The sequence below is a fragment of the Priestia sp. MDV22-iso46 genome, from assembly GCF_058629175.1.
Map to the genome: position 1 here is coordinate 261,995 of NZ_JBZVWT010000003.1, position 25,621 is coordinate 287,615.

The window sequence follows — 25,621 nt, forward strand, 5'->3', positions numbered from 1 at the left end:
CACTAAACAGCATGTGAATCATTTCTCGTTATTATCTCTATTAGTCTCTCGGGGATTTCGGTTTCTAAATCTCGGTGTTCTAAATTCAGCACCGTCTCCCCAAGGTCCGCGCCCAAAACTTCTTGGACCATGCTCTGGATCACCACCAAAAAATCTGTGGTGAGGTCCAAATCCTCGTAGGTCATTATGGCGTCGAAATTCTTGATTTTCATCATGACCTTGTTTTAACATTTCTTCATCTAAATAAGTATTTAACTTTTGCATTAAATGTGAAAGAGTATCCTGCTCTTCTTCTGAAAGAACATCAAAGATGCCTGAGTTATTGTCTTGTTCCTCCGTAGCCTCGATAGCTTCTAGTCCAGCTTCTGTTAGCTCAACGGAAAGTACTCGCCGATCTTTCTCAGATGGCGTACGAACAATGTAACCTTTTCTTTCTAACTTACTAAGTAATTCACCTATTGACTGAGGTCTCATATCCAGTAAGTACGACAGCTCTTTTTGTGTAGTTTTAGGCTGCAATTTTAATAATTTTAATATCCGTCCTTGCCCCCGGTGCTGATCACCTAGTGCTCCAGCATCTCTTCGATTAATAAAGTAGTGTCGCTGGTATCTTGCCAGCTGTCTCTGGAACCTGAAAAATTGATCAATCAAATCTTGCTCGTGTAAATATTCGTTATCTCTTTCATTCATGATAAAAGCCTCCTTACTAATTTAACGCTGCACTTATCTACATAAAAAATTTTATCCTTTTAATAAGATAGGAAGGATTCATTTGAAATAAAAATAAGGTACCTTATCAAATAATAAAGGTACCTTACTAAAATGTCAATTTCTTATAAAAAAGATACTTTGACAAAGTTAAACATATGCATAAAAGCTGTATATTCTATAGAAATCCCTTACTTGATTAAGTAAGTTTGCTAAAAGATATGATTACAAAATAAAGTGATAAAGCTAACTGTACTAAGTTAGCTTTATCACTTCATGGCGTTTTTTAATACGTTTTTCGATTTTCTCCATTGCTTTTTTGTCTTTTAATAATGCTTGTTTATTTTCTTTTACCAGCTCTTCAAATGATTTTCTTTGTTTAAACAAACTAACACTTCTTTCTGACTATCGTGTTTTTGAATCATGAGGGTGAATGTACTGTTATTTGTCCTCGGCATTAAAATGAAACGACTTCTCAGACTTTGCGATAACAACAGTAGCTAAAGAGTTTCCTACGACATTTAATGCTGAACGGCCCATGTCTACAAAGAAATCAACTGCTAATAATAAAGCGACTCCTTCTGCAGGTAAGCCAATTTCTTTCGCGGCAGCTAACAGTACAACGATGACAGCCGAAGGAACGCCTGCTAATCCTTTCGTCATAAGCATTAATAAACCAATGATCACAATAATTTGTTCAAGACTAAGAGGTAGGTTATATACATTGGCAAGAAAGATAATCGCTACACTAATATAGATGCTAGCTCCATCTAGATTAAAAGAATAGCCGGTTGGTAATACAAAAGAAGTGACAGAACGTGACACTCCGAACTTTTCTAATCGATGAATCAGCAGCGGCATAGAAGCCTCTGAGCTGCGCGTTGTAAACGTTAATAAAATCAAATCTCCGGTTCTTTTTAACAGTTCCTTGTAAGGGATACGGAAAATAAGTGCGATAATCGGAAACACAACAAATGCCGTAACGGCAAAAGATAAGTACGTAATACCTACAAATTGACCTAAAGAAAGCAAGCTGCCAATCCCGTATTTAGCCACGCTAAATGAGATAAATCCAAATACGCCAACTGGGGCAAACGATACCGCGTATTCGACTACTTTAAACATAGCTTGTAGCCATGCTTCAAAAAATGTAATAACCGGCTTCGCTTTATCTTCAAGTGATGTAAGAGCTAACCCTACAAAAATACCAAAGAAAATAATCGGCAACAGCTTTCCTTGTGCCATTGCTTCTACAATATTGCTTGGAATAATACTTAAGAAAAACTCTCCAAAGTCGATGCCTTTTGCTAGGTTTCCTAACGAGGAAGTATCCACTGCACCTACATGCATATGTCCACCTACATTTGTTACTTTAGCAATGAGTATTCCTAATATAATTAATACTGTAGTCACAATCTCAAAATAGAGAAGCGTTTTAAACGCTACTCGTCCCAGCTTTTTTGTATCATGCATCCCTGTGATTCCTAATACAATCAGTGGGAAAACAAGAGGGACAATAACCATTTGAATAAGCTGGATAAACGCTTTTCCTACTATTTCTAACTTTAAACCAACTTCTTTACTAACATAACCAACGATCAATCCAAGAATTAATCCGATAATTACTTTTAATCCTAAATTAAGCTTAAATTTCTTTTTTGCAGCCATCTGTCCAATTCTCCTTGTAGTGTAGTATTGTTTTTGCTTTAGTAACCTTTGAGAATTAGACAAGTACACATGCTATTATTATGCTTATTCACTATCGAAAGTGCGTTCACCTAAAATACCTCCTTAAAATATCTTTTTACATACTAAAACAATTATTCCTATAAGTAAAGTGTGGATTTTGTTTATTCTTCGGGTTTTTATCTAAAATTACTGGGTTTAATGTTAAAAAAAGTAATATAAGCAGTGTTAGAAAAAGCGTAAAAACCCTGATATTTTAAGGTTTTTACGCTTTTATTAATGATCTATAAAACCATGAATAAGTCATACCTTATAATTCTGATAAAAATACTATAAATTATATTTTATATATGGTATTATGTTTACAGAATTTAAAGGAGTGTGTATGATGCCGTTTAGTTATGTTTCTCACTTATATTGTCCTAAATGTAAAAATGAATATAGTCCAAAAGAAAAACATCAATTATGTGAATGTGGCTCACCTTTATTAGTAGCGTATGATTTAGAGAGACTGAAAGACAATCTAAGTCCAGAAGATGTCCAAAGCAGAGAACCAAATCTATGGAGATATCATGAACTGCTTCCAGTAGAAGATCCAGAAAACGTCGTTTCCTTAGGAGAAGGGATGACTCCGCTTATAAAAATGCCTAAGCTAGGTAAAGAAATGAACATTCAAAACTTATATATGAAAGATGAAGGCATTATTCCAACGGGCTCATTTAAAGCTAGAGGCGCCGCTGTAGGTGTGTCAAAAGCAAAAGAACTTGGCGTTGAACAGTTAGCGATGCCTACAAATGGCAACGCAGGAGCTGCTTGGTCGCTTTATTCGTCACGCGCTGACATAAAAGCAACCGTCGTGATGCCAAAAGATGCGCCTGTTATTACACGAAATGAGTGTGCTGTCGCTGGAGCTGACCTTTACCTAGTCGATGGACTCATCAGCGATGCGGGTAAAATTGTCGGTGAAGCTATTAAAGCCTGGGGTCTTTATGACGCTTCTACGCTTAAAGAGCCGTATCGAATTGAAGGTAAAAAAACAATGGGCCTGGAAATTGCTGAACAGTTTTCTTGGAATCTTCCTGATGTAATTTTATATCCAACAGGAGGAGGCGTTGGATTAATCGGAATCTACAAAGCGTTAAATGAATTAAAAGAGCTTGGCTGGATTAAAGGTGATCTTCCTCGTTTAGTTGCGGTACAAGCTGAAAACTGCGCGCCTATTGTAAAAGCATGGAATGAGAGAAAACAAGAATCTGAATTTTGGCCGGATTCTTCAACCATTGCCTTTGGTATCAACGTACCAAAAGCAATCGGGGACTTTCTTGTTTTAGAGGCCGTATACAATACAAATGGATGCGCGATTGCGGTGGACGAAGATAAGATTGTGGAGGAACAAAAAAAGGTTGCGCAGCTTGAAGGTTCGTTCATTTGTCCTGAAGGTGCTGCTACATTCTTAGCTGCACGCCGTTTAAGAGAAGAAGGCTGGATTAAAGAAAACGAAACGGTTGTTGCTTTAAATACAGGGCTTGGAGTTAAATATCCAAACACGGTAGATATTGAAGTACCTATTTTAGAGCGAAATGGCAGCCTTACTAAAAAATAAAATAAAAAAACATCCAAATAGATCTCCGACTTTAAGCAGTCTAAGCGGAGATCTATTTTTTAATTTGATCCTGTCCAAATCATAAATAGTAAATTCAAAATTTAGATTATTTTAAATATATTGACTTATTTTTGTTAGTAATCTATTATTCAATTAAACAAATTGATTTACTAGGAATTAAAGCTGAATGTAATGCTACCAGGCAACTGGGGCCGGACGATCGCTCAAGCGAATGGACTGGTCCTTTTTGTTTTTTAGAAATACGGCTATACTCTAGAAAATGAATTTGTCATAAAAAATGAAAAGCTCTCTTTTTAGGGAACTTACGAGGAGGACGTATCATGAGTACAGTTAGCAAAAGCGCAGCAAATTCGGTTTTAGAAGTACAGCCCATCGCTGGTCACATTGGAGCAGAAATAAAAGGAGTGCATTTATCTTCAAATTTAAATGCCGAGACACTCAATGCCATTAACAAAGCTTTGCTAAAGCATAAAGTGGTCTTTTTTAGAGGCCAAGGGCATATTGACGATGCTGAACAAGAGGCCTTCGCTGCGTTATTTGGTGAACCGGAAGCGCATCCTACCGTTCCGATAAAAGAAGGCAGCAATTATTTATTTGAACTTGATTCTGAACGAGGAGGACGAGCTAACTCTTGGCATACCGATGTAACGTTCATCGATACATACCCGAAAGCATCGATCCTTCGAGCTGTAGTTGTCCCAGAAGCAGGAGGAGATACAGTTTGGGCAAATACGGCCGTTGCCTATCAAAACCTTCCTTCAGAGCTGCGTCAGCTAGCTGATCAGCTTTGGGCCGTGCATACGAATGACTATGATTATGGAGGAAGACATCCTAATCGCTCACAAGAAGATTTAGAGCGTCACCGTAAAGTATTCGCTTCTACTGTATATGAAACAGAACATCCAGTCGTAAGAATTCACCCGGAAACGGGAGAGCGTACGTTAGTGTTAGGACATTTTGTTAAAAAAATTAAAGGGTTATCTTCTTCGGATTCAAATCATCTTTTTTCAATTCTGCAAGACCATGTAACAAGACTAGAAAACACGGTTCGCTGGCACTGGAAAGCAGGTGATATTGCGATTTGGGATAATCGCGCAACCCAGCACTATGCAATTAATGACTACGGAGAAAAGCACCGCGTTATGAGACGAGTTACTTTGGTTGGAGAAGTGCCTGTGAGTATCGACGGGCAAACGAGTATTACTTATAAAAAAGAAGAATGAAATCAGGTTCTATTTTGTACCAGCATGTTTCTTTCAAAGCAAAGGCAGGTGAGAAAAGTTTCGCACTTATAATAAGAAGAGGCTGAGACAAAAATCTTTTAGTTGAAGTGAAATCCGAAATGTTAATCAAAATTATTGATTAACATTTCGGATCTTTTTGTCATGGTGAACATAGATTTAATGTGTTTGGCTGCTTCTAGCTTTTGGTTGGAGGGCAAGGCGAAGACTCCTGCGGGAAAAGCGGAATAGGTGAGAGCCCGCAGGAGCGTAAGCGACGAGGAGGCTCACCGGCCGCCCGTGGAAAGCGAAGTCTTGCACGGAAATCAACAGCGTTGTAACAAGCAGTTCAGCTCATTTATCCCATTTGTTCGTCTTTAGATTGAATTGATTTCGTTATGTCTCAATGCCTTCTTATGGGTCTTTATACAAAGTGACACGCTACAAAATGATTAGAACCGACATCTTTGTAGTCAGGTGGAATATCTGCACATTTCTTCTGGGCAATCGGACATCTTGTCCTAAACTTACACCCAGAGGGAGGTGTAATCGGACTTGGTATTTCACCTTTCAAAATGATTTTTTCTCTTTTGATGGTTGGATCAGGTATCGGTATGGCAGATAAAAGCGCTTTTGTATAAGGGTGCAGTGGATTTTTGAATAATTCATCTCTTGATGCTTGCTCCACAATATTTCCTAAATACATAATAGCAACCTTGTTACACAGGTGCTCGACGACGCTTAAATCATGTGAAATAAACAGATAAGACAAATTTTCTTTTTCTTGAAGTTCACTAAACAAATTAATAATTTGAGCTTGGATTGATACGTCCAGTGCAGATACTGGCTCATCTGTTACAACAAATTCAGGGTTTAAAGCCATGGCTCTGGCAATGACAATTCGCTGACGTTGTCCGCCTGAAAATTCGTGCGGGTATCTGTCTATATGGTAAGGAGATAAACCGCATTTCTCCATAATCGACAAGACTTGATCTCTTACGTTAGTTCGAGAAGCTAATTTATGTTGAATCATAGCTTCTCCAATCGCTTCGCCTATTCTAATTCGAGGGTTTAAAGAACTAAAAGGATCTTGAAAGACGAGCTGTGACTGCAAACGGTAATGAATCAGCTCTTTTTTTGACAGCTTAAAAACGTTCTTTCCTTTAAAAAATACGTCTCCGCTTGTTTTATTATGAAGTCTTAAAATGGTTTTTCCTAAAGTAGACTTACCGCTTCCTGACTCACCAACCAATCCGAAAATGTCACCTTTTTTAATTGAAAAAGTTACTCCGTCCACCGCTTTTACTTGTTCGTTTACTGATTTAAATAACGTAGATTTGGAGGAGTAAAATTTTTTTAAGTTGTTTACTTCTAACAGCGTTTCATTCATTGATCTTTACCTTCCTTATAAAGCCAGCAGGCTGTGTAGTGGTCATTTTCTGAAATGAAGGGAGGAGCTTGTGTTTTGCAAATATCCATACAGTGTTCACAGCGCTCGCTAAAATAACAACTTTCTGTAAGGTCCGTAAGTTTTGGTACTTGCCCTGATATCGAATGCAGCCTTTGTGTTCGTTTGCCGATAACCGGCTTTGAGCGAAGCAGACCCTTCGTATAGGGGTGTTTTGGATTTTGAAATAGCTCAACTACCTGTGCTTTTTCTACGATTTTACCTGCATACATCACCATTACGGTATCAGCCATTTCAGCTACAACGCCGAGATCATGTGTGATAAATAAGATTGATGTACCAAGATCATGTTTTATAGTTTGTAATAGATCTAATATTTGAGCTTGAATCGTTACATCTAGAGCAGTAGTAGGTTCATCGGCAATTAATAGCTTAGGGTTGCACCCGAGTGCAATCGCAATCATAATCCGCTGAAGCATACCGCCGCTTAGCTCGTGCGGATAACTTTTTACTATTTTTTTAGCATTGGGTATCCCTAAAAGCGTAACAAGTTCAATGGCTTTATCATAAGCTTCAGCTTTACTGATAGATAGATGCTCTAATAGAGTCTCGGTAATTTGGTCTCCAATAGTGAATACTGGATTTAGAGATGTCATCGGTTCTTGAAAAATCATCCCAATGTCTTTTCCTCTAATTTTTCTCATCTCTTTTTTTGTTTTTTCTAATAGATTTGATCCATTAAATAAAATCATACCGTCTGTAATTTCCCCTGAATCAGAAAGCAGCTGCATAATGGATAGAGCCATTACGCTTTTCCCGCAACCCGATTCACCAACGATACATACCGTTTCACCGGGATTAATGGAAAAGCTGACGTTGTTTACTGCTGTAACCGTACCTTCTTCCGTATGAAAAGAGGTGTGTAAGTCTTTTAATTCTAGTAAAGGTGTATTCATCTATTCATTACCTACCTTTTCATTTTAGGATCAAGAGCATCTCTTAAACCGTCTCCAAGAAGATTAATAGAAATGACCGTTAAAAAGATGGCAGCGCCTGGTGGAATCCAAAGCCAAGGTCGCTTTTTAAAATCAACTAAATTATTAGCTGCATCAATCATATTTCCCCAAGAAGGTGTAGGGGGAGTGACGCCTAGTCCCAAGTAGCTTAAAGCAGACTCACTTAAAATAGCTCCTGCTACGTTTAAAGTAGCAACAACCAATAATAAAGGGAAAATATTAGGGATTAAATGATAAAAAATCTTTCTTTTATCGCTTAAACCTAATATTTGTGCGGCTTGAATAAAAGGCTGTTCACGCAGTGAAAGAACTTGGCCGCGAACAAGCCTTGCAAGTCCCGGCCAGCCAATTAAACTGAGCATTAGCATAATAATATAAATACGGTATTCAGAAGGCGTTTTCCATTCTGATAAAATAGCGCCCATGATCAATAAAAGAGGAAGGCCAGGTATAGACATCAATATGTCAGCTAGCCGCATCAGCACTTGATCAATGATACCTCGGTAAAAACCAGCAACAGCTCCTAAAACAGAGCCAATTAAAACGGATAGAACCATAGAAGCAATTCCTACAGTGAGAGAAATTTGACCAGCAAGCATCAAGCGGGTAAGTACATCTCTTCCGTACTTATCTGTACCTAACCAATGCTCTGCGCTTGGCGGATGATTCATTAAATTAACGTTTACGGTACTATTAACATAAGGAGAAAACAAAGGGCCAATAAAACTAAAAGCAATCATGGCAAGCAAAAAGAATAATCCGCTTATCGCTAATTTATTTTTTCGCAGCCGCATATACGTTTGTTTCCATAGTGATATTGGTTTTGAAACTGCGTCTTTTTGCGGCTGATCTGTTACTAATGAAGTTTCCATACAATAATCGCCTACTTTAACCGGATTCGCGGATCGACCGCTGCATATGTAATATCTGCTAAAAAGTTACCTATAATCGTTAAGAAAGAAAGTAGCATCGTAAAAGACATTAAGACTGGATAATCTCTAAAGCTTAATGCTTCGAGCTGAATTCTGCCCACCCCGGGCCAGTTGAAAATTTGTTCTGTTATAATCGCACCGGAAAATAGCCCGGGCAGTTCAAAAGCTAACAGCGTAATAGCAGGAAGCAACGCATTTTTTAACGCGTGCTTAAAAATGATAGAACGTTCTTTTAATCCTTTTGCACGTGCTGTTCGTATATAATCTTGCCGAACGACTTCAAGCATTCCTGTACGAAAATATCTGGTTAATGAACCTACGCTTAGAAGAGTCAAAATCGCCACCGGCAGTACCATATGTTTACTCACTTCTAGCAGATAAGCTAGCTTTGTTGTATTGCTGCCTGTATCAATCATCCCTCCGATTGGAAGAATTCCTAAATCAACAGCAAAAAATTTAATAAGCAATAAACCAATAAAGAAAGAAGGGAAGGACATAGCAGCAAAAACACCAAGTGTAACGAAACCATCGAACCAAGAGTACTGTTTTACAGCTGAAATAACCCCTGTAAATAGAGCGATTGTCCAGGTGAAAAATAGAGAAACTGCAGCTATAAGAAATGAGTTCCAAATGAATTTATTTAATAATGACGTTACAGGTTCTTGGTACTTTAATGAAAAACCAAAATCACCTTTTACTAAATCTGTAAACCACCTTACGTATCTTTCTAAAATCGGCTTATCAAGTCCATATAATTCTCGTAGTTCCTGAGCTCTTTCCGGAGTCAGTTTAGGGTTTGAATCGATATAATCCCCGGGCAATAAAGCAAAAAGAACAAAAATAAGAAAAGATGTTCCAATTAAAATAGGAATCATTTGTAAAAATCGATAAAAAATATATTGTTTCAATACGTGTTCCTCCCTAAAAGTGCCCGGGGGCTAGGACCAGGCACTATTTTTCACCTATACATGAAAGGAGACTTCACTCTTTAATTGAAAGGTTTGGAAGGCTCGAAGAAATCCCAGTGAAATTATCTGGATTAAGTCCACTAATGCGTGCATTATTAGCGTGAATGACTTTGCGGTAATTCAGTAAAATAACGGGTGGATCATCAGATAATTCTTTATACAGTTCATGGTAAATCTTTTTGCGTTCGTTAATATCCGTAGTGCTAACGCTTTCTTCTAGCAATTTATCTACTTTAGGATTTGAATAGCCTGCTGAATTATCAGGATGAGTCGAAGCTAAATCAGCGACTGCATCGTCAGGATCAGAAAGCATAGGTGTAGAAACGGCAGCTAAGTCGTAATCTTTTTTATTCAGCTTAGTCAAAAGCGTATTAAAGTCTAATACTTCCGGGTTAAATTGAATGCCGAGCGCCTTGTAATTTTCTTTTGCGATTGGAATAAAGTCGTCGTCATTTCTGCTTGTTAAATAACTAATTTTCAGCTTCGCTTCACCTTTAGCTCGTATTCCGTCTTTTCCGACTTTCCATCCTGCTTCATCTAATAGCTGTTTAGCTTTTTTGACATCATATTTATATTTGTTGATACCATCCTCTGTGTATGCCCATGAAACAGGAGAAACAGGTACATTAGCGACAGTGCCATATCCTTTATACGTAACGTCCGTAATTTTTTGACGATCAAGTCCGTATATCAATGCTTGTCTAACGGCTTTATCTTTCAAATAAGGCTTAGTATTGTTAATATACGCGTAGCTATAAGAGTTAGCGGTTGTCACTTTGATATTTGCAAAACCTAGCTCTTTAAGCTGCTCTACGCTTTCCGGTTCTGCTGGAAAACGGTCATAGTCTGTTTCGCCTGCTTCAAATAGCTGAGAAGTTGTTTCTGGCGTGGTTACTTTATAAATGAAATTCTTCACTTTAGGCGGGCCGTCATAATAGTTTTTATTTGCAACATAGCGTATTTCTTGACCGGGAATATATCTTTCCAGTTTATAAGGTCCAGATCCTACAGGCTTAGAGTAGAGCTTCTTTAAATAATCTAAATGACCGTACGTATAGTCTTTTCCGTAATAATCTTTTGATAGCACGATACCGCCTAGTAATAAAAGCGCTTTTGCGTTTACTTTTTCCGTTGTGATTTTAATTGTTAAAGGATCAACCACTTTGATTCCTTCTATTGTTTTTGCTTTTCCATCTTTATAGTCTTTTCCACCTTTAATTGTAGCGGCCGCTAAGTCACCCCATCCGTCATAAGCTGGATCGTGAAGAAGTGTTAATGTAAAAGCTACGTCATCGGCAGTAAGAGGGGAGCCGTTGCTGAATTTTAAATCATCTTTTAAGTGAAACGTATAAACAAGCTGATCATCTGAGATTTCCCAACTTTTTGCTAAAATCGGAATGGGTTTTCCGTTTTTATCTAAATCTACTAAAGGGCTAAAGATAGGACTTGTTGCGTTTCCATCCCAGCCGTTGTCGTAGAAATAAGGCAAAAAGACGCCTCCGGGAGCTGACATTCCAGCAATAAACGTATCTTTTCTTTCTAGCGCTTTGGCAGGAATATTTCCTGTGTTAGAAGCCTTTATTACCTGATCTTTTATTTGTTTAATGTCGGCCGTCTGTACAGCAGAAGTTGTTTCCTTATTAGCTTTTTCATCTGTGCTACTATTTAGTGCACATGCCGATAAAAAGCTAGCAAAAGTCATTGTTAACACTAAACCAGTCATTTTTTTCATCATTTTCCACCCCAAGTTATATTTTCTTTGTGCAAAACCAGTAAACTTTTTTATCACTTCCAGTTCTATGTATAATAAAACATGTAATTCTTATCGAAAAAGTATGTTTTATTTTATGATATTTCTAATATATGGGAGAGTCAATAAGTATCAAAGTGACTTCAGTTAAAGAAATATGACTTATCATAAAAAGTAATTTCTTGAAAATAAAAACTTAAAAACAGCACGCCGCACATTGTAAAACGTTTTCATTTATTATAGAAAAAATGTAAAAAAAGTATTATATGTAAATTATTGTTATAGTTGTGAATCTTTATATTCAATATAATACGGATACATTTAGGTTTAAAGTTTGTCTTAGGGGGTATTCGAAAAAGGAGAGATGGCATCTTTACATCCAGAGAAACAGCTTGGTGAGGAAGTTGAGTTCATTTGGCATATACTCAACTTGAAGAATATGCCAAAAGCCGCATTGTAAACCCGCTTGCTTTTACAGTAGAAGACCTACTTGAAGCCACGAACGATTATACGGAGAAAGGAGTTGAATTTCTATCCCTAGAACCCCAGCCAACTCTTAAAGTTTTATTCTATGGACCGAATCATCCATTGCTGCACTTGTTAGAACGGGCTTTATATTTATTTTTAAGGCTACATAATTTTTGTAATAGAAACAGTGTATCTATTACAAAAATAAAGCTTATATCTAATGAGTTGTAACAATAATTGTCAGATAACCTGAGTGGAAATTGCTACCAAGCACATTGTGAACCAGATGCGCTATCTTTAATGACAAATTACTATTTCAGTGACTGTAATTCCATCGAAAACGATCCCTATTTTAGGCGAAAATCGTTTTTTAAATAGCAATGAATTGTACGTTGAAATAAAAAAAGTTTATTTTGGTTTTAATTCATTTATTTGTTAGCGTTCCTTCCTCAGCATTTTTTGGCTTCAATCCCTTTAGCCATAACCTTTTTTAATATTTAACATCACATGAATAGTTTTCATTTTTTACTTAAAAATAAGGAGTGTTCCAACACATTTAAGTGTGAAATACAGTAAGTCAAATTTGACTTTACTACTCAGTCTTGTATAATCGTATACCGCGGAGGTGACGTAATGAAATGAAGTTTAATAAGAAAAAAATTAACGTCGTAGATATTGACAAAGCTAAAAAAAGCGTCTTTGCTACAGGAGTAGGAAACGCGATGGAATGGTTTGACTTTGGCTTGTATTCATATTTAGCCGTAATTATTAGTCAAAACTTTTTTAGCGCAGTTGAAAATGATCAGCTCAAATTAGTGTTCACATTTGCCACATTTGCGATTGCCTTTTTAATGCGTCCATTAGGCGGTGTTATATTCGGTAAAATTGGGGACAAGTTAGGAAGGAAAGTCGTTTTAACCACCACCATTATTTTAATGGCCTTTTCCACATTACTCATTGGGTTGTTACCTACATATGATCAAATCGGTATATGGGCACCCATCCTTTTATTAATTGCACGAATCATTCAAGGTTTTTCAACTGGTGGTGAATATGCTGGTGCGATGGTGTATATTGCAGAATCGTCTCCAGATAATAAGCGAAATGTACTTGGAAGTGGACTAGAAATCGGTACACTTGTTGGTTATATTCTTGCTTCACTGCTAGCTAGCTTACTATTTTTTATTCTGTCGGATAAACAAATGGCCTCATGGGGCTGGAGAATTCCCTTCTTATTAGGATTACCTTTAGGACTTATTGGTTTTTATTTACGAAGAAGTTTAGGGGAAACACCTATTTTTGAAAATGAACTTTCCAACGAAGACGAAGTTGAAGAAGAAAGCTTCCTCTCTATTTTAAAAAATCACAAAAAAGATGTGTTTGTTTGTTTCGTAGCCGTGGCTTTCTTTAACATTACAAACTATATGCTATTATCGTACATGCCTTCTTATTTAAATGAAATTATTGGTTTATCAAACACAGTTGGTACGGTATTAATTACGGCAGTTATGATTTTAATGGTGCCGCTTGCTCTTATGTTTGGAAAACTGAGTGACAAAATCGGAAACAAGAAAGTTTTCTTGATCGGTTTAGGTGGATTGAGCTTACTGTCAGCCTTTTCGTTCTATTTAATTAACTTAAATGGTTTAGTCTTTGTTTCAATCGGTATTCTTATTCTAGGTGTTTTACTTGCTACGTATGAAGGAACAATGCCAGGAACGCTGCCAACAATGTTCTACACAGATATTCGCTACCGAACATTAGCGATCACGTTTAATGTTTCAGTTTCTATCTTTGGAGGAACGACGCCATTAGTTGCGACATGGTTAGTTCACGCAACAGGCAATCACTTGGCTCCAGCGTTTTATTTAACCATTGTGAGCATCATCGGATTTTTCGTGATTTTATTCTTGTTTGCGAACACAGCAGGAAAATCACTCAAAGGTTCATACCCAACGGTTGCTTCTAAATCTGAATACAATGAAGCTGTTGAAAATCCAAAAGATTCATTATGGTGGCACACAGAGCAAACAGAAAAATAAAGTAAATAAAAAGCAGCTGCTACATTAACTGCTGCGCAAAATATGAACACTGAAAAAGAGTCTTCTCCTTGTATAGCATAGAGAAGGCTCTTTTTATCATTCAATAATTTATCCCATTCCCTGTATTTGCTATCTTTGATTCTGTATGTTACGATTAAGTTAATTATTTTTGTTCGGTATAAGATTGAGAGAAGAGAAATCTCTTCCATAGAATTTTTTATCTTAAGATAGTATGGTTGGACAAGGGTAGTAATACAAGCGTGGAGTATTCCACACCAGGAGGCACTATTATGGAACAAGGTACAGTGAAATGGTTTAATGCAGACAAAGGCTTCGGCTTTATCGAAATTGAAGGCGGAGACGATGTATTCGTACATTTCAGCTCTATTCAAGGTGAAGGCTTTAAATCGCTAGAAGAAGGTCAAAAAGTGACGTTTGATATCGAACAAGGCCAACGTGGAGCACAAGCTGCTAACGTTCATAAAGTAGCATAATTAAAACTAAAAAAGACTCCACATAGGGGTCTTTTTGCTTTGGATTTTAATAATTTAAAAAGATTACTTAAAAAATAAGTAAAGACATTGGAGACAGAATGCTATTAAAGAAGAGTTACCTATATGTAAAATCTCGTGTCGCAAAAAAATAGAAAAAACCCCCTTATGGTTATAGAACTGTATGCTTTAGGAGTACATATACGCCTGAAGGTATCAAAAATAACTAACCTTCGCTGGATTAGCCTTGAGAGATGCACATTATATTTCCCGATAAATAAAGTTAAAAATTTGATTATTTTTGATACGAGAGAGGATGAGGAATATGAGTATAAGCTTATTTTCTAATGGAGAAATTGTAAATATAAAAGCATCTAATGAAAGAGTAATCATCTTAAAAAGCCATTATGTAAAAAATATGAAAAGATACTCTTATACAGTGGATAAATATCCAAGTACGTTTTTCTTTGAAGAAGAATTAATGAAACATGAATAAATATTGATTTATAGTTTGGATTTTGTCTATACTGTGCTATACTGAATTTACCATTTGTATTACCGATTACTATTTTTGTATTAATAAGCCCTATTCCTCAGTGGATAGGGTTTTATTATGACATTTTCAAGGAAATGAAAAAGACAGACTCCATGGAGTCTGTCTTTTTATATTTATGATGGATTAAGCTTTTTGAACGTTAGAAGCTTGAGGGCCGCGTTGACCTTGTTCTACGTCAAATGTAACTGCTTGACCTTCGTCTAAAGATTTGAAGCCTTCGCTTTGGATTGCTGAGAAATGTACAAATACATCGTCTCCGTTTTCGCGTTCGATGAATCCAAAACCTTTTTCTGCGTTAAACCATTTTACTTTACCTTGTTCCATAATTGTTGCCTCCTAGTGTGACACGCACACATTGTGTTACTATCCTTGCCCAAATCTACAGACGAAAGTTATTTAACTTATCAATCTTTACCGAACAAAAATAATTCTTCTTAAACTTAACAGAAATAGGGACTTATTGCAAGGATAGAGTCTGTACAGCTAGAATTTCTCTTTTAGCTATGTTTGCACTATGTGAGCTAAAAAACGATACGTAAGCCTCCTCAGTTCAAATAAAGAGAATGTTTGTGGTACACTTAAATAGTAAAAAACATTTAAAAGTGAGGAATTATATGAACACAACTAAAAAACATCACAGGCCTAAGCGGCTAAAAATTGCTTTCCGAGCATTAATGGTCATTATCGGAGGAATTATTGCAGCTTACGGCTTAGAAACTGTCTTAATTCCAAACCATGTTTCAGATGGAGGGGTAACAGGCATTAGCATCGTCGCTTCAAACCTATTTGGCTTGCCACTTGGGGTTCTCATCGCCGTTATCAACATTCCTTTTGTATGGTTAGGATATCAACAAATTGGGAAAAGCTTTGCCATATTTTCCATCCTCGGAATTGTCTCATTAGCTGTCGGCACTAGCCTCATGCATCACACTCCAGCAATTATTGAAGGAGATACACTACTCGTAACCGTTGTTGGCGGTATTATCCTTGGGTTTGGAATGGGAATTGCACTTCGTAACGGCGGGGCCTTAGATGGCATCGATATGCTGGCCGTGCTGCTTTCTCGAAAACTGCCGTTTGGAACAAGTGATCTTATTTTGTTCTTAAATGCATTTGTATTTATTTTCGTTTCATTAGTATTTGGTCTGCAAGGCGCGATTCTTTCTGCAATTGCATACTTTATTGCATCCAAAGTTATTCACATCGTAGAAGTAGGGCTAAGCGGATCGAAAACCTTCCAGATTATTACTTCTCAGCCTGCGTTAATGGTAGAGACAATACGTGATCGTTTAGGTCGAAGCGCTACATACAAAGAAGCTTACGGCGGTTATTCTCATGAGAAATTTAAGGAAATCACATGCGTAATCAACCGCTTGGAAGAAAGCAAAATGAAAGAAATTATCAACGAAATTGACCCGACGGCTTTTGTTACGGTATATGACGTAGCGGAAGTTAAAGGCGGCAATTTCAGAAAGAATAATATTCATTAAGTTCATAAATCACTACATTTGTACGAACACTCTACAATAATCCACTTTTAGGCGGGGGTGTAGAGATAAGAAAAGCAGCGTGATGTTTTACATCGGCTGCTTTTTCGTATCATAAAATCCATTTGCCACAAGCCGCCTGTTATATAGCTAACTTTCTCAGCGGAGGTTTTTAAAACGTGATACTTTGAAAAAGTGAAGCGGTCAGAATTAAAGTAGATAGGGTACCTGCAGACATTAATGTGAGGATTTTTCCTTTGTTTTTCTTCTTTGAAGATTTGAGCATTTTTTGTGATACAGCATTCCATATTATAATAGAAGCAATTGCTACTAGTAAAAGCCACATATGATTTCCTTCTTTGTTAATGAATAAACAGAAAAAATCTCTGAACATAAAAGAACAGAGATTCAACAGAATGATGGTTCTTATATAATACAAAGGATGACTTTTCCTGTCTCAGAAAGGTCATCTTTATCGTACCATCACCAAGGACTCGGCGCTGTGCGTTTTCTCACAGCGGGGGAAGAAAAAATCTGCTATTGTATAGAGGTCGGAGTAAACTTTCTTGATTATGTACGCTTCTTTCATATGTATCGAACCTGCTGATCTCAGTCAGCAGGTTTTTTTATGTTATCACTTAGTTTTCATCTTTAAGCGGAAAAGGCCGGTTAATCTTTATGGACAAATAGACTTTATACCATTTTACCTATACGTAAAATAGGTTAAAATAAAGAGGTGAGGCATGGAGAGAAAAGAGTTAAATAAGAGGTGCGTAACATTATAATCACAATTTATCTTACAGGGTTATGACGGTGATTATACTAAATGGTGAACGTTGAAAGGGGATACATAGTTTTGAACACAAAATATCTAGATTTACTTGCACAAAAGTATGATACGGAAGAAAAAGTGGTAACCGAAATTATTAACCTTGAAGCTATTCTTCATCTGCCAAAAGGGACCGAGCATTTTGTCAGCGATTTACACGGCGAGTATCAAGCCTTTCAGCACGTGCTGCGAAACGGTTCGGGGAATGTAAAAGAGAAAATTAAAGATCTTTTTAAAAACGTATTATCTGACAAAGAAATCAATGAATTTGCGACATTAGTCTATTACCCTGAAGAAAAATTACCGTTGATCAAAGCACAGTTTCGAAACAAAAAGGAACTCTATCAATGGTATACAGAAATCATTGATCGTATGCTTAATCTTATTTCGTACGCTTCTTCTAAATACACGCGTTCTAAACTGCGTAAAGCATTGCCAAATCAATTTGTGTACATTATTGAAGAACTGCTATATAAAACGGATGAATTTACAAATAAAGAGCAGTACTACACGAAGATTGTTCAGCAGATTATCTCTTTAGGACAGGCTGATAAGCTTATCGTAGGCCTTGCTTATACAACACAAAGGTTGGTTGTTGACCATCTGCACGTAGTAGGGGATATTTATGACCGTGGACCTGAACCGGATAAAATTATGGATACGCTGATTAACTATCACTCCGTTGATATTCAGTGGGGAAATCACGATGTGCTATGGCTAGGCGCTTTTGCGGGTTCGAAAGTGTGTCTTGCCAATATTATTCGTATCTGCGCAAGATACGACAATCTAGATATTATTGAAGATGTATATGGCATTAACTTGAGACCGTTGCTTAACCTGGCGGAGAAATACTATGATGATAATCCTGCTTTTAGACCAAAAGTAAGCTCGAGTGACAAACTATCCGATCACGAGCGACTACAAATTACGAAAATTCATCAGGCCATTGCGATGATTCAATTCAAGCTTGAAAGTCCGATTATAAAAAGACGTCCTTTCTTTAATATGTCGGAAAGGCTGTTGCTTGAAAAAATTGATTATGATAAAAATGAAATTACGATATACGGAAACACGTATCCGCTAGAAAACAGCTGCTTTGCAACGGTTAATCCGGCGCAGCCTGATCAGCTATTAGAAGAAGAAGAGCAGGTAATGGAAAGACTGCTGCTTTCTGTGCAGCATTCGGAAAAGCTGGCGAGACATATGAAGTTTCTTATGAAAAAAGGCAACCTTTATTTGAAATACAACGGAAACTTATTAATACACGGCTGCATTCCTTTAGATGAAGAAGGAAACATGGAAAAAATGACGATTGAAGATAAAACGTATGCAGGCCGCAACTTGCTTGATGTGTTTGAACATTATTTACAAGAGGCTTTTGCACATCCTGAAGAAACGGATGATTTGGCAACAGATATGGTCTGGTACCTATGGACAGGAGAATATTCATCACTCTTTGGGAAACGTGCAATGACCACGTTTGAAAGATATTTTATCAGTGATAAAACAACGCATAAAGAGAAGAAGAATCCGTATTATTACTTACGGGAAAATGAGGAAGTCTGCCGAAACATCCTGGAAGAATTTAATCTAAATCCTGATCATGGTCATATTATTAATGGTCATACGCCAGTCAAAGAAATTGAAGGAGAAAACCCGGTCAAAGCAAATGGAAAGATGATTGTCATTGACGGCGGTTTTTCAAAAGCGTATCAGTCCACAACAGGAATTGCTGGCTACACTTTATTATATAATTCTTACGGCATGCAGCTAGTCGCTCACAAACACTTCAATTCAAAAGAAGAGATTTTATTAGAAGGAACGGACGTCTTATCCGTAAAGCGATTGGTTGATAAAGAACTAGAAAGAAAAATGGTTTTAGAAACAAACGTCGGAGAAGAATTGTTAAAAGAAATTTCTATTTTAAAAGATTTAAGAAAATATCGCTATAGTTAAAGATAAAAAAGAGCAGTATGCCCCTGGGGCTTCTGCTCTTTTTTGTTTAGCGGTACTATACCGTCATTTCCCAGCTCGACATTTCCAGCCAGTTCTCTTGTTCACGATAATCGGGCATGATTTTCCCGACAAGACGCCAAAAGGATCGGTCGTGATTCATGTGAACCATGTGGCACATTTCATGAACGACTACGTAATCAATGACGTGCTGCGGTGCCATTGCCAGCCGCCAGTTAAAGGTTAGCTGACGCTTAGAATCACACGTGCCCCACGCTTTTTTGCTATCGGAAATCGAAATGGAGCGCGGCTTTGTTTTAAAATGTTTTTGATAGGAGGAGATACTCTTGGTTACTAACGCTTTACATTGTTGATAGTAAAAGCGTTTGAGCGCTTGTTTTATCGCTTCATCGTCGTGCTGATTGACATAAATCTGAAGCGTGTTCGCTTCAAACAATACAGAATCCTTTGTAATGGTCGAATCGTGATGAATCTGTATCGGATAGTTTTTTCCTACATACAAAAAGCGTTCTCCGTGTTCATAGACTTTTTTCTTTGGTCCATGCGTTCTATCTTTCATTTCGTTTATTTTTTGCTGAATCAATGCCCAGTTGTTCTCTAATAACATACATACTTGTTCAGTAGACGTTCCTTTAGGAGCAAGAACTTCGACCGTTCCGTATCCGTCTACTTTAATCGCAAAAGAACTTCGGTTTTTATATCGTATTTCGTAATGGATACTCTGATTTGAAAAAGTGTGTATCATTTTATCCTCTATATTGTACGGTTAAGCCTCTTAGGAATTTTCGAGCAAAATTCTCTTTGCACGGTTTGTAATTTTTGTGGCCTTTTTTTCGTAATAAAGCACCTAATTCTGCTTTAGATACGCGTATTCCACCGTCGTCGAATACTTCTAACATCTCTTCACTGGTTAGGGACAAAGCAATTTTTACTTTCTTTAATAAGACGTTGTACATATTTTGATTGCTCTGAACCGGCGCTGGCGGTGCTTGCCCTGGTTTAGGGTCTTGTTTTCCTCTTTTAAAGGTAATAAAACCGTTTAAAAAAGAATCTAACATACCGTTACTGCACGAGATGTGTTCGTCCGCATGAACTGCATCCTCGTCTTCTTCGTCCGGTGTTCTCGTAAGGATCTTTAATACGTCTTCTTTTGTTACCTCTACTCCGCCAAGATTAAAGATCTCTACCATTTCTGTATTTTTTAAATCCAAGGCATATCGTAATCTAATTAAAATATCGTTATTATCCATTCTTGCTCCTCCTATAACTTGCTTGCTGTATGTAAAAATCATGACTGCCACAATCTGAACGGACTTGGTTAATATCAGTACAATTATAGTAACAGGTTCCGCTGGAATTCTAAGTTATTCCATTCATTTCTACAAACATATAACTTCTCATATTTATCAGCCTTCGTCAACTCTTGAAAAAGAACGATTTGCTCATATTATGCCCGAAGAGACTCTTTACCATAACAAAAATTAGGCGCCGCAGTCTGCTAAAGGAAGCAGAGGCAGCTTTCTTTTTTTAAGAACGTTTAGGACAATTTTTGAAGTTGGCAGATCCCTGTGTACTGCTAGAATGATATATCTTACTAAATAAATAGTTTTACGTATTTATTAAGTATGTAATTAGGAGTATGATAGTAGTAAAAAAAGAAAGAGGTCAACAAATGAATTCAACATACTCACCAAGAGAATCAACCAAAATCAAAGCTTTATCCATGCATGCGCTTTTTATCGCACTGACGTTTGTAGCGACAATGTTTATCAACATCAAGCTTCCAATTATGGGTAACGGAGGCCTCATCCATTTAGGCAACGTTCCTCTTTTTATAGCAGCCTTTCTTTACGGCAAAAAGACAGGAGCCATCGCCGGGGCTTTTGGAATGGGTTTATTCGACCTCATCTCCGGCTGGACAGCATGGGCGCCGTTTACGTTTATTATCGTAGGTGCAATGGGCTTTTTAGCAGGTCTTATCTCAGAAAAAGCACCTGGTAAAAGAGCACTTGTGAACACACTGGCAGTTGTTGCTGCGCTGATTGTAAAAATCGTAGGCTACTATTTTGCTGAAGTGATTCTTTATCATAACTGGATCGTTCCGCTTGGCTCTATACCAGGAAATGTGATGCAAGTTGTTATCGCCGGTATTATCGTCGTTCCGCTTGTAGGACGCTTAAAGAACAGAGCGGTACAGATTTAATCGCTCAATCGTAAGTCGTTTTACCATTATCTCATCCTTAAGTGATATACTTGATAGATATTCATCAAGTGAAAGGAGCGGAAAACACCATGAAATATTTAAAATCACAGATGAAGCAGCTCATTAAAGACAATCAGGAACTGCAAGGTAAGCTGAACGGACTGATGAAAGAGCACAGCCTTGAAAAAAACTTTGCTCTTAAAGCTCTGTACCATGCAGAAGTAGCTGAAGGTGGGAAATATCAGCTTGCCTATCAAGCATTAGACGCACCGAAAAAGTAATGGCCTTGTTGCTCATTCGTATATTTCTTCATTATAAAAAGGCAGCCAAATCGCGTATTTGGCTGTCTTTTTTAGCAAATAGAATGACATAGAATTATTTTGGGTTTTGCACAACTTCTTTCTAACTGCTTAAATCTTGATAAATAGGGTATTGAAAAATAAATGCTAGCGATCGTTCTAATTATATAAGAAAAGAGGAAAATAGCGATGACCGTATCTGCTTTAGAACAAGCAAAAGTAGAATTATCAAATGGAGAAACAGTAAATTACCGAATGAAAAAGGGCGGAAAAGAGGTACTTTTGTTAATTCACGGAAACATGAATTCTTCCCTTAACTGGGATGTGTTAATGAACGAACTTCCAGAACATATCACAGCTTATGCGATCGACTTAAGAGGATTTGGAGACTCCACTTATCATACACCTATTCACACAATCAAAGACTTATCAGATGATGTCAAACTGTTTGCAGATGCTTTAAAGTTGTCTGCTTTTACAATAAGCGGGTGGTCATTAGGAGGAGCAGTTGCTATGCAATATGTGATTGATCATCCGAATGATGCTAAAAAATTAATTTTATTAAGCTCCGTCAATATCAAAGGCTATCCGATTCCAAGAAGAACGTTTCTAGAACTGCCTATTCCTAACAACTTTATACAAACCAAAGAAGAAGTAAAAGAAGCATTTAGAATGGTAGAAAACGCGAAAGAAACAAAAAACACATGGTTTTTAAAAATGATGCTGCGTCAATTTTTATATACAAAAAATAAGCCGTCTGCTGATCAATTTGAAAAATATTTAGAAGAAACGATCAAGCAGCGCAACTTAATCGATATCAATTACGCACTCATGAGATTTAATATTTCAAACGATTTTAATGGTGTTGTGGAAGGGACAGGAGAGGTGGGAAAAATCACGATTCCGACTATGGTTATTCAAGGAGACGAAGATAAGATGGTTTCGACAAGAGATGCATCTGACATCGCGAAAGGCATAGGGGAAAATGCGACGTTAAAAATTATGAAAGGTGTAGGTCACTGTCCGTTGTTAGATGATTTAAGCAGTTTAATGGACTTATACAACACTAATTTAAGCAGGGCTTAAAAAAGTGAGATTTTCGCTGTTAACAGAAGTTTTATTATTGCTAGATGCAGCATGTTCTAAATCCACACAAGCAAAATGAGCTGCCTGCAAAATGCTTTGAGATGAACAAAGCCTGTTACCTTCTGAGGAAGCAGACAGCTAGTAAATAAAACAATCACAAAAAACGTAAGGTCTTTTCAAAAAGGCTTACGTTTTTTTATTGAGTGGACTTATTATATTTAATGTTGTTTTTCAAAATAAAGAAACAGATTGGTAATCCATTTTGATAGCAGTATCACAGCCAGATAAAATACAAATAAATGACCGTAAGTAGCCCATTCATGCAGCTGGAAAAAGCCAATCCCTGTTAATAGCGGTTTGAAAATAAAAGCAAAAAACAAACAAAGAGCAGTTGCATATACATAGTAATTTTTATGATGGTTAATTGTCCACTGATAAAGAAGCATAAAAGAGACAGGAATAAGCGAAGCATCTAGGCTAAAGCTTACGGGTATGATTGTGTTGATTTGGTAAGGATACGTCCACAGCCCGTTATAAACTCCAGCGGTGTCAATATAGTGAAACCAAACGTGCACGTTAAATCCATAAAACCCTAAGTGAAAGGCTTTTTTTCGGTCAATTAAAAAATAGAGAATGACTAAAGGTAAAATGAAAGCGCCCAAGGTAACCCAAAACTGCCAAGAACTTGGAGTGGAGTAGTGCTGCCAATATTCAGCCCACGTTTTGGCTAGATTTTCTTGTATGCTATGTATTTTTTTAAGATATTCCTGTTGGTTTGGTGTCAATGTAATCCATCCTTTTTAAGTAAGCAAAATTTCGTTACTTTTAAAATGCCCTTTTCTTAAGTTTTGGATACCTTTTCCTATTAAGATGTTCGTAACTTTCTGAGGAGAGATTATGCTTTTGATACATTAAGTGTAAAGTATGTAGTATTTCATTCTTTTATAGGCACTCCTCGGCTTTCCGCTATGCTAAAATAGTAGCTACAAAAAAGGAAAAATAAGGGAGAGTATAAATAGTCATATTTTAAACATAGTGATAGCAGTTTTGTGTATGATGGTTGGTTTAATGATTCTTTCTTTATCTCGGTCATTATCCGATGAATCAATGAAGCGGGTTCGGATTAAAGGTCTCCTTATCCCCATGTATTGGATAGCTAAAGGATGCTTTGGCGTATCGTTTGAGCGGTTTGTACGTAAATCGATGTATGTATTTGGAGTGATCTGCATGCTTACGTCGGTCTTGCTGCTCGGAGAGGCCGTTTATCAGCTCATCATTTAAAAAGCAGTTACAGCGACTGCTTTTTTTCCATTTTTATGAAACTTTTGCGCAGTTTTTACGTATAAAAGGTATCAATAAAATAGTAGAGAAAAGGAGTGGTTTTTTGTCTGAAGAAAAGAAAAAGACAGATTATCTAGGAATGGGGTTAGGGATGGGCGTTGCGATGGGGGCTTCTCTCGGTATGCTTATGGATAATATTGGGTTCGGCATTGCTATTGGAACGGCAATGAACCAAAGGAATAAAAAGGAATAAAGTTTTGAAAGAAGGAGTTCAGAATGAAGTATTTTGACGAAGCAAAAGAACTATGGTTAAACTATGTCCCGAGAAATGGGCAGTCGGATATCGTAGAAGGAGAAGTCATCCGGGCCATTGAAAAGCTTCGCTGTGAAGCTCAAGGCAACGGAAATGCCAATTGGGACGGCGGATTTGAGATGCTGGTGTTATATATACTAGACGTATTGAATGATCCGGACGTATTCAGCACAGCTATGTTAGCCGAAATAAAAGCCGATGTTCACACCTTGCTCACTTCGGCAGAAGATCCGTATTTAGAAGACGACGTATACGATCGTTTGACCGACCGCGTCATTGAGTGGCATATAGCCAAAGGCGGACCTATCAAACGAGAAAAAAATCCTCAATTGTATAGATAAACGTGAGAAAGAAGCTGTTTTAAACAAGCTCTTCTTTTTTTGAGTTTCTGAAGCTTTATTTAACCAACGGGTATCTAATTGCATCATGTGCTAAATAAATACATATAAAAAAGCAGCGGTTTACATCGCAACAGTGTAGCATAAGCTTCTTAAAAAATCGATTCATAAATGGTTAAATGTTTGCTGACCTCCATAAAAAGTTCATAACTGACGCTGTTGCAAACACGTATAGTATTATATCTTTTACTAAATAAGAGATAAAGGAGAAGCGCCGATGTATATTCCAAAGTATTTTAAAGTGAATGAGGAACAAATAATGTATGAATTTATTGAAGACAATGGATTCGCCACTTTGTTTTCGTATCATAATGAAAAGCCTTATGCTACTCATTTGCCCCTGATGTTAAACCGGAAAGAAAAAGCTTTATACGGACATTTTGCTCGTCCGAATCAGCAGTGGAAAGATGCTGAAAATCAAGAAATTTTGGTTGTGTTTCAAGGGCCTCACTGTTATATTTCACCTTCTTGGTATGAAACGAATCAAGCTGTACCAACATGGAATTATGAAGCTGTTCACGTGTATGGAACCATGAAAATGATTGAAGAACCAACAGAACTGCTTGGGCTGCTGAGAAAGATGGTGGAGAAATATGAAAGCCCGAACAGTACATATACACTAAATGACGTTGATCCTGCTTATATGAATGGTTTAAGCAAAGGAATCATTGGGTTTAAAATCGACATCAGCAAAATGGAAGGTAAACAAAAGATAAGTCAAAATCATTCAGTCGAAAGACAGCAGTTAGTCATAGAAAAATTAGAGCAGACATCTCGTGAAAATGAAACAAAAATTGCGGAGCTGATGAAGCAAAATGTGCAGCGCGTGCTTAAGAAGTAACCGCTGTTGGAAAAGATCAGCAGTTTGTTAAAGGGAAGATA

General features: G+C 37.2%; 28 protein-coding genes. 16 read left to right on the plus strand and 12 right to left on the minus strand.

Going from position 1 to position 25,621, the window contains the following annotated elements; all coding sequences use genetic code 11:
* Window positions 1-18 precede the first annotated feature (18 nt).
* From AC4NPH_RS18590 to AC4NPH_RS18600, 3 genes are all read right to left on the minus strand, one after another.
* Window positions 19-690: a MarR family winged helix-turn-helix transcriptional regulator gene (locus AC4NPH_RS18590; RefSeq protein WP_063672167.1), complete on the minus strand. Its 672-nt coding sequence runs from the start codon at window positions 688-690 to the stop codon at window positions 19-21.
* A gap of 273 nt (window positions 691-963) precedes the next feature.
* Window positions 964-1,095, minus strand: coding sequence for an FbpB family small basic protein (locus tag AC4NPH_RS18595; protein ID WP_098196758.1), 132 nt, complete (start codon window positions 1,093-1,095; stop codon window positions 964-966).
* A 54-nt stretch (window positions 1,096-1,149) separates the two neighbouring features.
* Window positions 1,150-2,376, minus strand: coding sequence for a dicarboxylate/amino acid:cation symporter (locus tag AC4NPH_RS18600; RefSeq protein ID WP_029323185.1), 1,227 nt, complete (start codon window positions 2,374-2,376; stop codon window positions 1,150-1,152).
* A gap of 406 nt (window positions 2,377-2,782) precedes the next feature.
* Here AC4NPH_RS18600 and AC4NPH_RS18605 point away from each other — a divergent pair, with 406 nt between their 5' ends.
* From AC4NPH_RS18605 to AC4NPH_RS18615, 3 genes are all read left to right on the plus strand, one after another.
* Entirely contained in the window at window positions 2,783-3,997 is a 1,215-nt protein-coding gene (locus tag AC4NPH_RS18605; RefSeq protein WP_013058105.1) for a threonine synthase, read from the plus strand.
* A gap of 341 nt (window positions 3,998-4,338) precedes the next feature.
* On the plus strand, window positions 4,339-5,241 hold the full coding sequence (locus AC4NPH_RS18610) for a TauD/TfdA dioxygenase family protein (RefSeq protein WP_053487526.1): 903 nt from the start codon (window positions 4,339-4,341) through the stop codon (window positions 5,239-5,241).
* Between the two features lie 203 nt (window positions 5,242-5,444).
* Entirely contained in the window at window positions 5,445-5,579 is a 135-nt protein-coding gene (locus tag AC4NPH_RS18615) for a hypothetical protein (protein ID WP_255260835.1), read from the plus strand.
* Window positions 5,580-5,662: 83 nt separating this feature from the next.
* On the opposite strand, the gene AC4NPH_RS18620 is transcribed toward AC4NPH_RS18615, so the two are convergent.
* The 5 genes from AC4NPH_RS18620 to AC4NPH_RS18640 all read right to left on the minus strand — a co-directional run bounded on the left by AC4NPH_RS18620 (window position 5,663) and on the right by AC4NPH_RS18640 (window position 11,297).
* On the minus strand, window positions 5,663-6,628 hold the full coding sequence (locus tag AC4NPH_RS18620; RefSeq protein ID WP_013058103.1) for an ABC transporter ATP-binding protein: 966 nt from the start codon (window positions 6,626-6,628) through the stop codon (window positions 5,663-5,665).
* Window positions 6,625-7,602, minus strand: coding sequence for an ABC transporter ATP-binding protein (locus AC4NPH_RS18625; RefSeq protein WP_013058102.1), 978 nt, complete (start codon window positions 7,600-7,602; stop codon window positions 6,625-6,627). The genes AC4NPH_RS18620 and AC4NPH_RS18625 overlap by 4 nt, the downstream gene beginning before the upstream one ends.
* Before the next feature lie 11 nt (window positions 7,603-7,613).
* Window positions 7,614-8,534, minus strand: a complete 921-nt coding sequence (gene opp4C / locus AC4NPH_RS18630) for an oligopeptide ABC transporter permease (RefSeq protein WP_013058101.1) — start codon at window positions 8,532-8,534, stop codon at window positions 7,614-7,616.
* An 11-nt stretch (window positions 8,535-8,545) separates the two neighbouring features.
* Window positions 8,546-9,502: an ABC transporter permease gene (locus AC4NPH_RS18635; protein WP_013058100.1), complete on the minus strand. Its 957-nt coding sequence runs from the start codon at window positions 9,500-9,502 to the stop codon at window positions 8,546-8,548.
* A 73-nt stretch (window positions 9,503-9,575) separates the two neighbouring features.
* Window positions 9,576-11,297 carry an ABC transporter substrate-binding protein gene (locus AC4NPH_RS18640; RefSeq protein WP_098196755.1) on the minus strand — a complete coding sequence of 574 codons (1,722 nt, stop codon included), beginning with the start codon at window positions 11,295-11,297 and terminating at the stop codon, window positions 9,576-9,578.
* A 429-nt stretch (window positions 11,298-11,726) separates the two neighbouring features.
* Between AC4NPH_RS18640 and AC4NPH_RS18645 the strand changes: the two genes are divergently transcribed.
* From AC4NPH_RS18645 to AC4NPH_RS18660, 4 genes are all read left to right on the plus strand, one after another.
* Window positions 11,727-12,011, plus strand: a complete 285-nt coding sequence (locus AC4NPH_RS18645; protein WP_063672160.1) for a hypothetical protein — start codon at window positions 11,727-11,729, stop codon at window positions 12,009-12,011.
* Between the two features lie 407 nt (window positions 12,012-12,418).
* Window positions 12,419-13,822 carry an MFS transporter gene (locus tag AC4NPH_RS18650; RefSeq protein ID WP_061859353.1) on the plus strand — a complete coding sequence of 468 codons (1,404 nt, stop codon included), beginning with the start codon at window positions 12,419-12,421 and terminating at the stop codon, window positions 13,820-13,822.
* Window positions 13,823-14,112: 290 nt separating this feature from the next.
* Window positions 14,113-14,316 carry a cold-shock protein gene (locus AC4NPH_RS18655; RefSeq protein ID WP_013056405.1) on the plus strand — a complete coding sequence of 68 codons (204 nt, stop codon included), beginning with the start codon at window positions 14,113-14,115 and terminating at the stop codon, window positions 14,314-14,316.
* A 322-nt stretch (window positions 14,317-14,638) separates the two neighbouring features.
* Window positions 14,639-14,809: a hypothetical protein gene (locus AC4NPH_RS18660; protein ID WP_013058097.1), complete on the plus strand. Its 171-nt coding sequence runs from the start codon at window positions 14,639-14,641 to the stop codon at window positions 14,807-14,809.
* Between the two features lie 183 nt (window positions 14,810-14,992).
* On the opposite strand, the gene AC4NPH_RS18665 is transcribed toward AC4NPH_RS18660, so the two are convergent.
* Window positions 14,993-15,193 carry a cold-shock protein gene (locus AC4NPH_RS18665; RefSeq protein WP_013058096.1) on the minus strand — a complete coding sequence of 67 codons (201 nt, stop codon included), beginning with the start codon at window positions 15,191-15,193 and terminating at the stop codon, window positions 14,993-14,995.
* Between the two features lie 290 nt (window positions 15,194-15,483).
* Between AC4NPH_RS18665 and AC4NPH_RS18670 the strand changes: the two genes are divergently transcribed.
* Together AC4NPH_RS18670 and fbp are read left to right on the plus strand one after the other, a co-directional pair.
* Window positions 15,484-16,359, plus strand: a complete 876-nt coding sequence (locus AC4NPH_RS18670; RefSeq protein ID WP_013058095.1) for a YitT family protein — start codon at window positions 15,484-15,486, stop codon at window positions 16,357-16,359.
* Between the two features lie 853 nt (window positions 16,360-17,212).
* Window positions 17,213-19,141, plus strand: coding sequence for a fructose-1,6-bisphosphatase (fbp, locus tag AC4NPH_RS18675; RefSeq protein WP_013058093.1), 1,929 nt, complete (start codon window positions 17,213-17,215; stop codon window positions 19,139-19,141).
* Between the two features lie 55 nt (window positions 19,142-19,196).
* On the opposite strand, the gene AC4NPH_RS18680 is transcribed toward fbp, so the two are convergent.
* A complete protein-coding gene (locus tag AC4NPH_RS18680; protein ID WP_013058092.1) occupies window positions 19,197-19,904 on the minus strand; it encodes a M48 family metallopeptidase in 708 nt (235 codons plus the stop codon).
* A 1-nt stretch (window position 19,905) separates the two neighbouring features.
* Window positions 19,906-20,409, minus strand: a complete 504-nt coding sequence (locus tag AC4NPH_RS18685) for a YehS family protein (RefSeq protein WP_491938845.1) — start codon at window positions 20,407-20,409, stop codon at window positions 19,906-19,908.
* A gap of 422 nt (window positions 20,410-20,831) precedes the next feature.
* Between AC4NPH_RS18685 and AC4NPH_RS18690 the strand changes: the two genes are divergently transcribed.
* The 3 genes from AC4NPH_RS18690 (at window position 20,832) to phaZ (ending at window position 22,747) form a co-directional block, all read left to right on the plus strand.
* A complete protein-coding gene (locus AC4NPH_RS18690) occupies window positions 20,832-21,362 on the plus strand; it encodes an ECF transporter S component (protein WP_013058090.1) in 531 nt (176 codons plus the stop codon).
* A gap of 89 nt (window positions 21,363-21,451) precedes the next feature.
* Window positions 21,452-21,643, plus strand: coding sequence for a hypothetical protein (locus tag AC4NPH_RS18695; protein WP_013058089.1), 192 nt, complete (start codon window positions 21,452-21,454; stop codon window positions 21,641-21,643).
* Between the two features lie 207 nt (window positions 21,644-21,850).
* Window positions 21,851-22,747 (plus strand): intracellular short-chain-length polyhydroxyalkanoate depolymerase, encoded by an 897-nt coding sequence (gene phaZ, locus AC4NPH_RS18700; protein WP_013058088.1) that lies wholly within the window; start codon window positions 21,851-21,853, stop codon window positions 22,745-22,747.
* Between the two features lie 218 nt (window positions 22,748-22,965).
* On the opposite strand, the gene AC4NPH_RS18705 is transcribed toward phaZ, so the two are convergent.
* Window positions 22,966-23,532, minus strand: a complete 567-nt coding sequence (locus tag AC4NPH_RS18705) for a CBO0543 family protein (RefSeq protein ID WP_053487524.1) — start codon at window positions 23,530-23,532, stop codon at window positions 22,966-22,968.
* Window positions 23,533-23,800: 268 nt separating this feature from the next.
* Here AC4NPH_RS18705 and AC4NPH_RS18710 point away from each other — a divergent pair, with 268 nt between their 5' ends.
* The 4 genes from AC4NPH_RS18710 (at window position 23,801) to AC4NPH_RS18725 (ending at window position 25,580) form a co-directional block, all read left to right on the plus strand.
* The gene (locus tag AC4NPH_RS18710; protein WP_063672158.1) at window positions 23,801-24,028 is read left to right on the plus strand and encodes a hypothetical protein; all 228 of its coding nucleotides are present in this window, start codon (window positions 23,801-23,803) and stop codon (window positions 24,026-24,028) included.
* A 103-nt stretch (window positions 24,029-24,131) separates the two neighbouring features.
* Window positions 24,132-24,281: a glycine zipper domain-containing protein gene (locus tag AC4NPH_RS18715; protein ID WP_160203617.1), complete on the plus strand. Its 150-nt coding sequence runs from the start codon at window positions 24,132-24,134 to the stop codon at window positions 24,279-24,281.
* 23 nt (window positions 24,282-24,304) lie between these two features.
* Window positions 24,305-24,682, plus strand: a complete 378-nt coding sequence (locus AC4NPH_RS18720) for a hypothetical protein (RefSeq protein ID WP_013058086.1) — start codon at window positions 24,305-24,307, stop codon at window positions 24,680-24,682.
* Window positions 24,683-24,956: 274 nt separating this feature from the next.
* A complete protein-coding gene (locus AC4NPH_RS18725) occupies window positions 24,957-25,580 on the plus strand; it encodes an FMN-binding negative transcriptional regulator (protein ID WP_098196753.1) in 624 nt (207 codons plus the stop codon).
* Window positions 25,581-25,621 lie beyond the last annotated feature (41 nt).

Bases quoted from the DNA above. Each gene is read 5' to 3' on its own strand.
- AC4NPH_RS18690 (WP_013058090.1), top strand. From the start codon at position 20,832: ATGAATTCAACATACTCACCAAGAGAATCAACCAAAATCAAAGCTTTA.
- phaZ (WP_013058088.1), top strand. From the start codon at position 21,851: ATGACCGTATCTGCTTTAGAACAAGCAAAAGTAGAATTATCAAATGGA.
- AC4NPH_RS18620 (WP_013058103.1), bottom strand. From the start codon at position 6,628: ATGAATGAAACGCTGTTAGAAGTAAACAACTTAAAAAAATTTTACTCC.
- AC4NPH_RS18695 (WP_013058089.1), top strand. From the start codon at position 21,452: ATGAAATATTTAAAATCACAGATGAAGCAGCTCATTAAAGACAATCAG.
- AC4NPH_RS18640 (WP_098196755.1), bottom strand. From the start codon at position 11,297: ATGATGAAAAAAATGACTGGTTTAGTGTTAACAATGACTTTTGCTAGC.
- AC4NPH_RS18625 (WP_013058102.1), bottom strand. From the start codon at position 7,602: ATGAATACACCTTTACTAGAATTAAAAGACTTACACACCTCTTTTCAT.
- AC4NPH_RS18660 (WP_013058097.1), top strand. From the start codon at position 14,639: ATGAGTATAAGCTTATTTTCTAATGGAGAAATTGTAAATATAAAAGCA.
- opp4C (WP_013058101.1), bottom strand. From the start codon at position 8,534: ATGGAAACTTCATTAGTAACAGATCAGCCGCAAAAAGACGCAGTTTCA.
- AC4NPH_RS18720 (WP_013058086.1), top strand. From the start codon at position 24,305: ATGAAGTATTTTGACGAAGCAAAAGAACTATGGTTAAACTATGTCCCG.
- AC4NPH_RS18685 (WP_491938845.1), bottom strand. From the start codon at position 20,409: ATGGATAATAACGATATTTTAATTAGATTACGATATGCCTTGGATTTA.
- AC4NPH_RS18605 (WP_013058105.1), top strand. From the start codon at position 2,783: ATGCCGTTTAGTTATGTTTCTCACTTATATTGTCCTAAATGTAAAAAT.
- AC4NPH_RS18610 (WP_053487526.1), top strand. From the start codon at position 4,339: ATGAGTACAGTTAGCAAAAGCGCAGCAAATTCGGTTTTAGAAGTACAG.
- AC4NPH_RS18680 (WP_013058092.1), bottom strand. From the start codon at position 19,904: ATGATACACACTTTTTCAAATCAGAGTATCCATTACGAAATACGATAT.
- AC4NPH_RS18710 (WP_063672158.1), top strand. From the start codon at position 23,801: ATGATGGTTGGTTTAATGATTCTTTCTTTATCTCGGTCATTATCCGAT.
- AC4NPH_RS18600 (WP_029323185.1), bottom strand. From the start codon at position 2,376: ATGGCTGCAAAAAAGAAATTTAAGCTTAATTTAGGATTAAAAGTAATT.
- AC4NPH_RS18670 (WP_013058095.1), top strand. From the start codon at position 15,484: ATGAACACAACTAAAAAACATCACAGGCCTAAGCGGCTAAAAATTGCT.
- AC4NPH_RS18590 (WP_063672167.1), bottom strand. From the start codon at position 690: ATGAATGAAAGAGATAACGAATATTTACACGAGCAAGATTTGATTGAT.
- AC4NPH_RS18650 (WP_061859353.1), top strand. From the start codon at position 12,419: ATGAAGTTTAATAAGAAAAAAATTAACGTCGTAGATATTGACAAAGCT.
- AC4NPH_RS18655 (WP_013056405.1), top strand. From the start codon at position 14,113: ATGGAACAAGGTACAGTGAAATGGTTTAATGCAGACAAAGGCTTCGGC.
- AC4NPH_RS18725 (WP_098196753.1), top strand. From the start codon at position 24,957: ATGTATATTCCAAAGTATTTTAAAGTGAATGAGGAACAAATAATGTAT.
- AC4NPH_RS18665 (WP_013058096.1), bottom strand. From the start codon at position 15,193: ATGGAACAAGGTAAAGTAAAATGGTTTAACGCAGAAAAAGGTTTTGGA.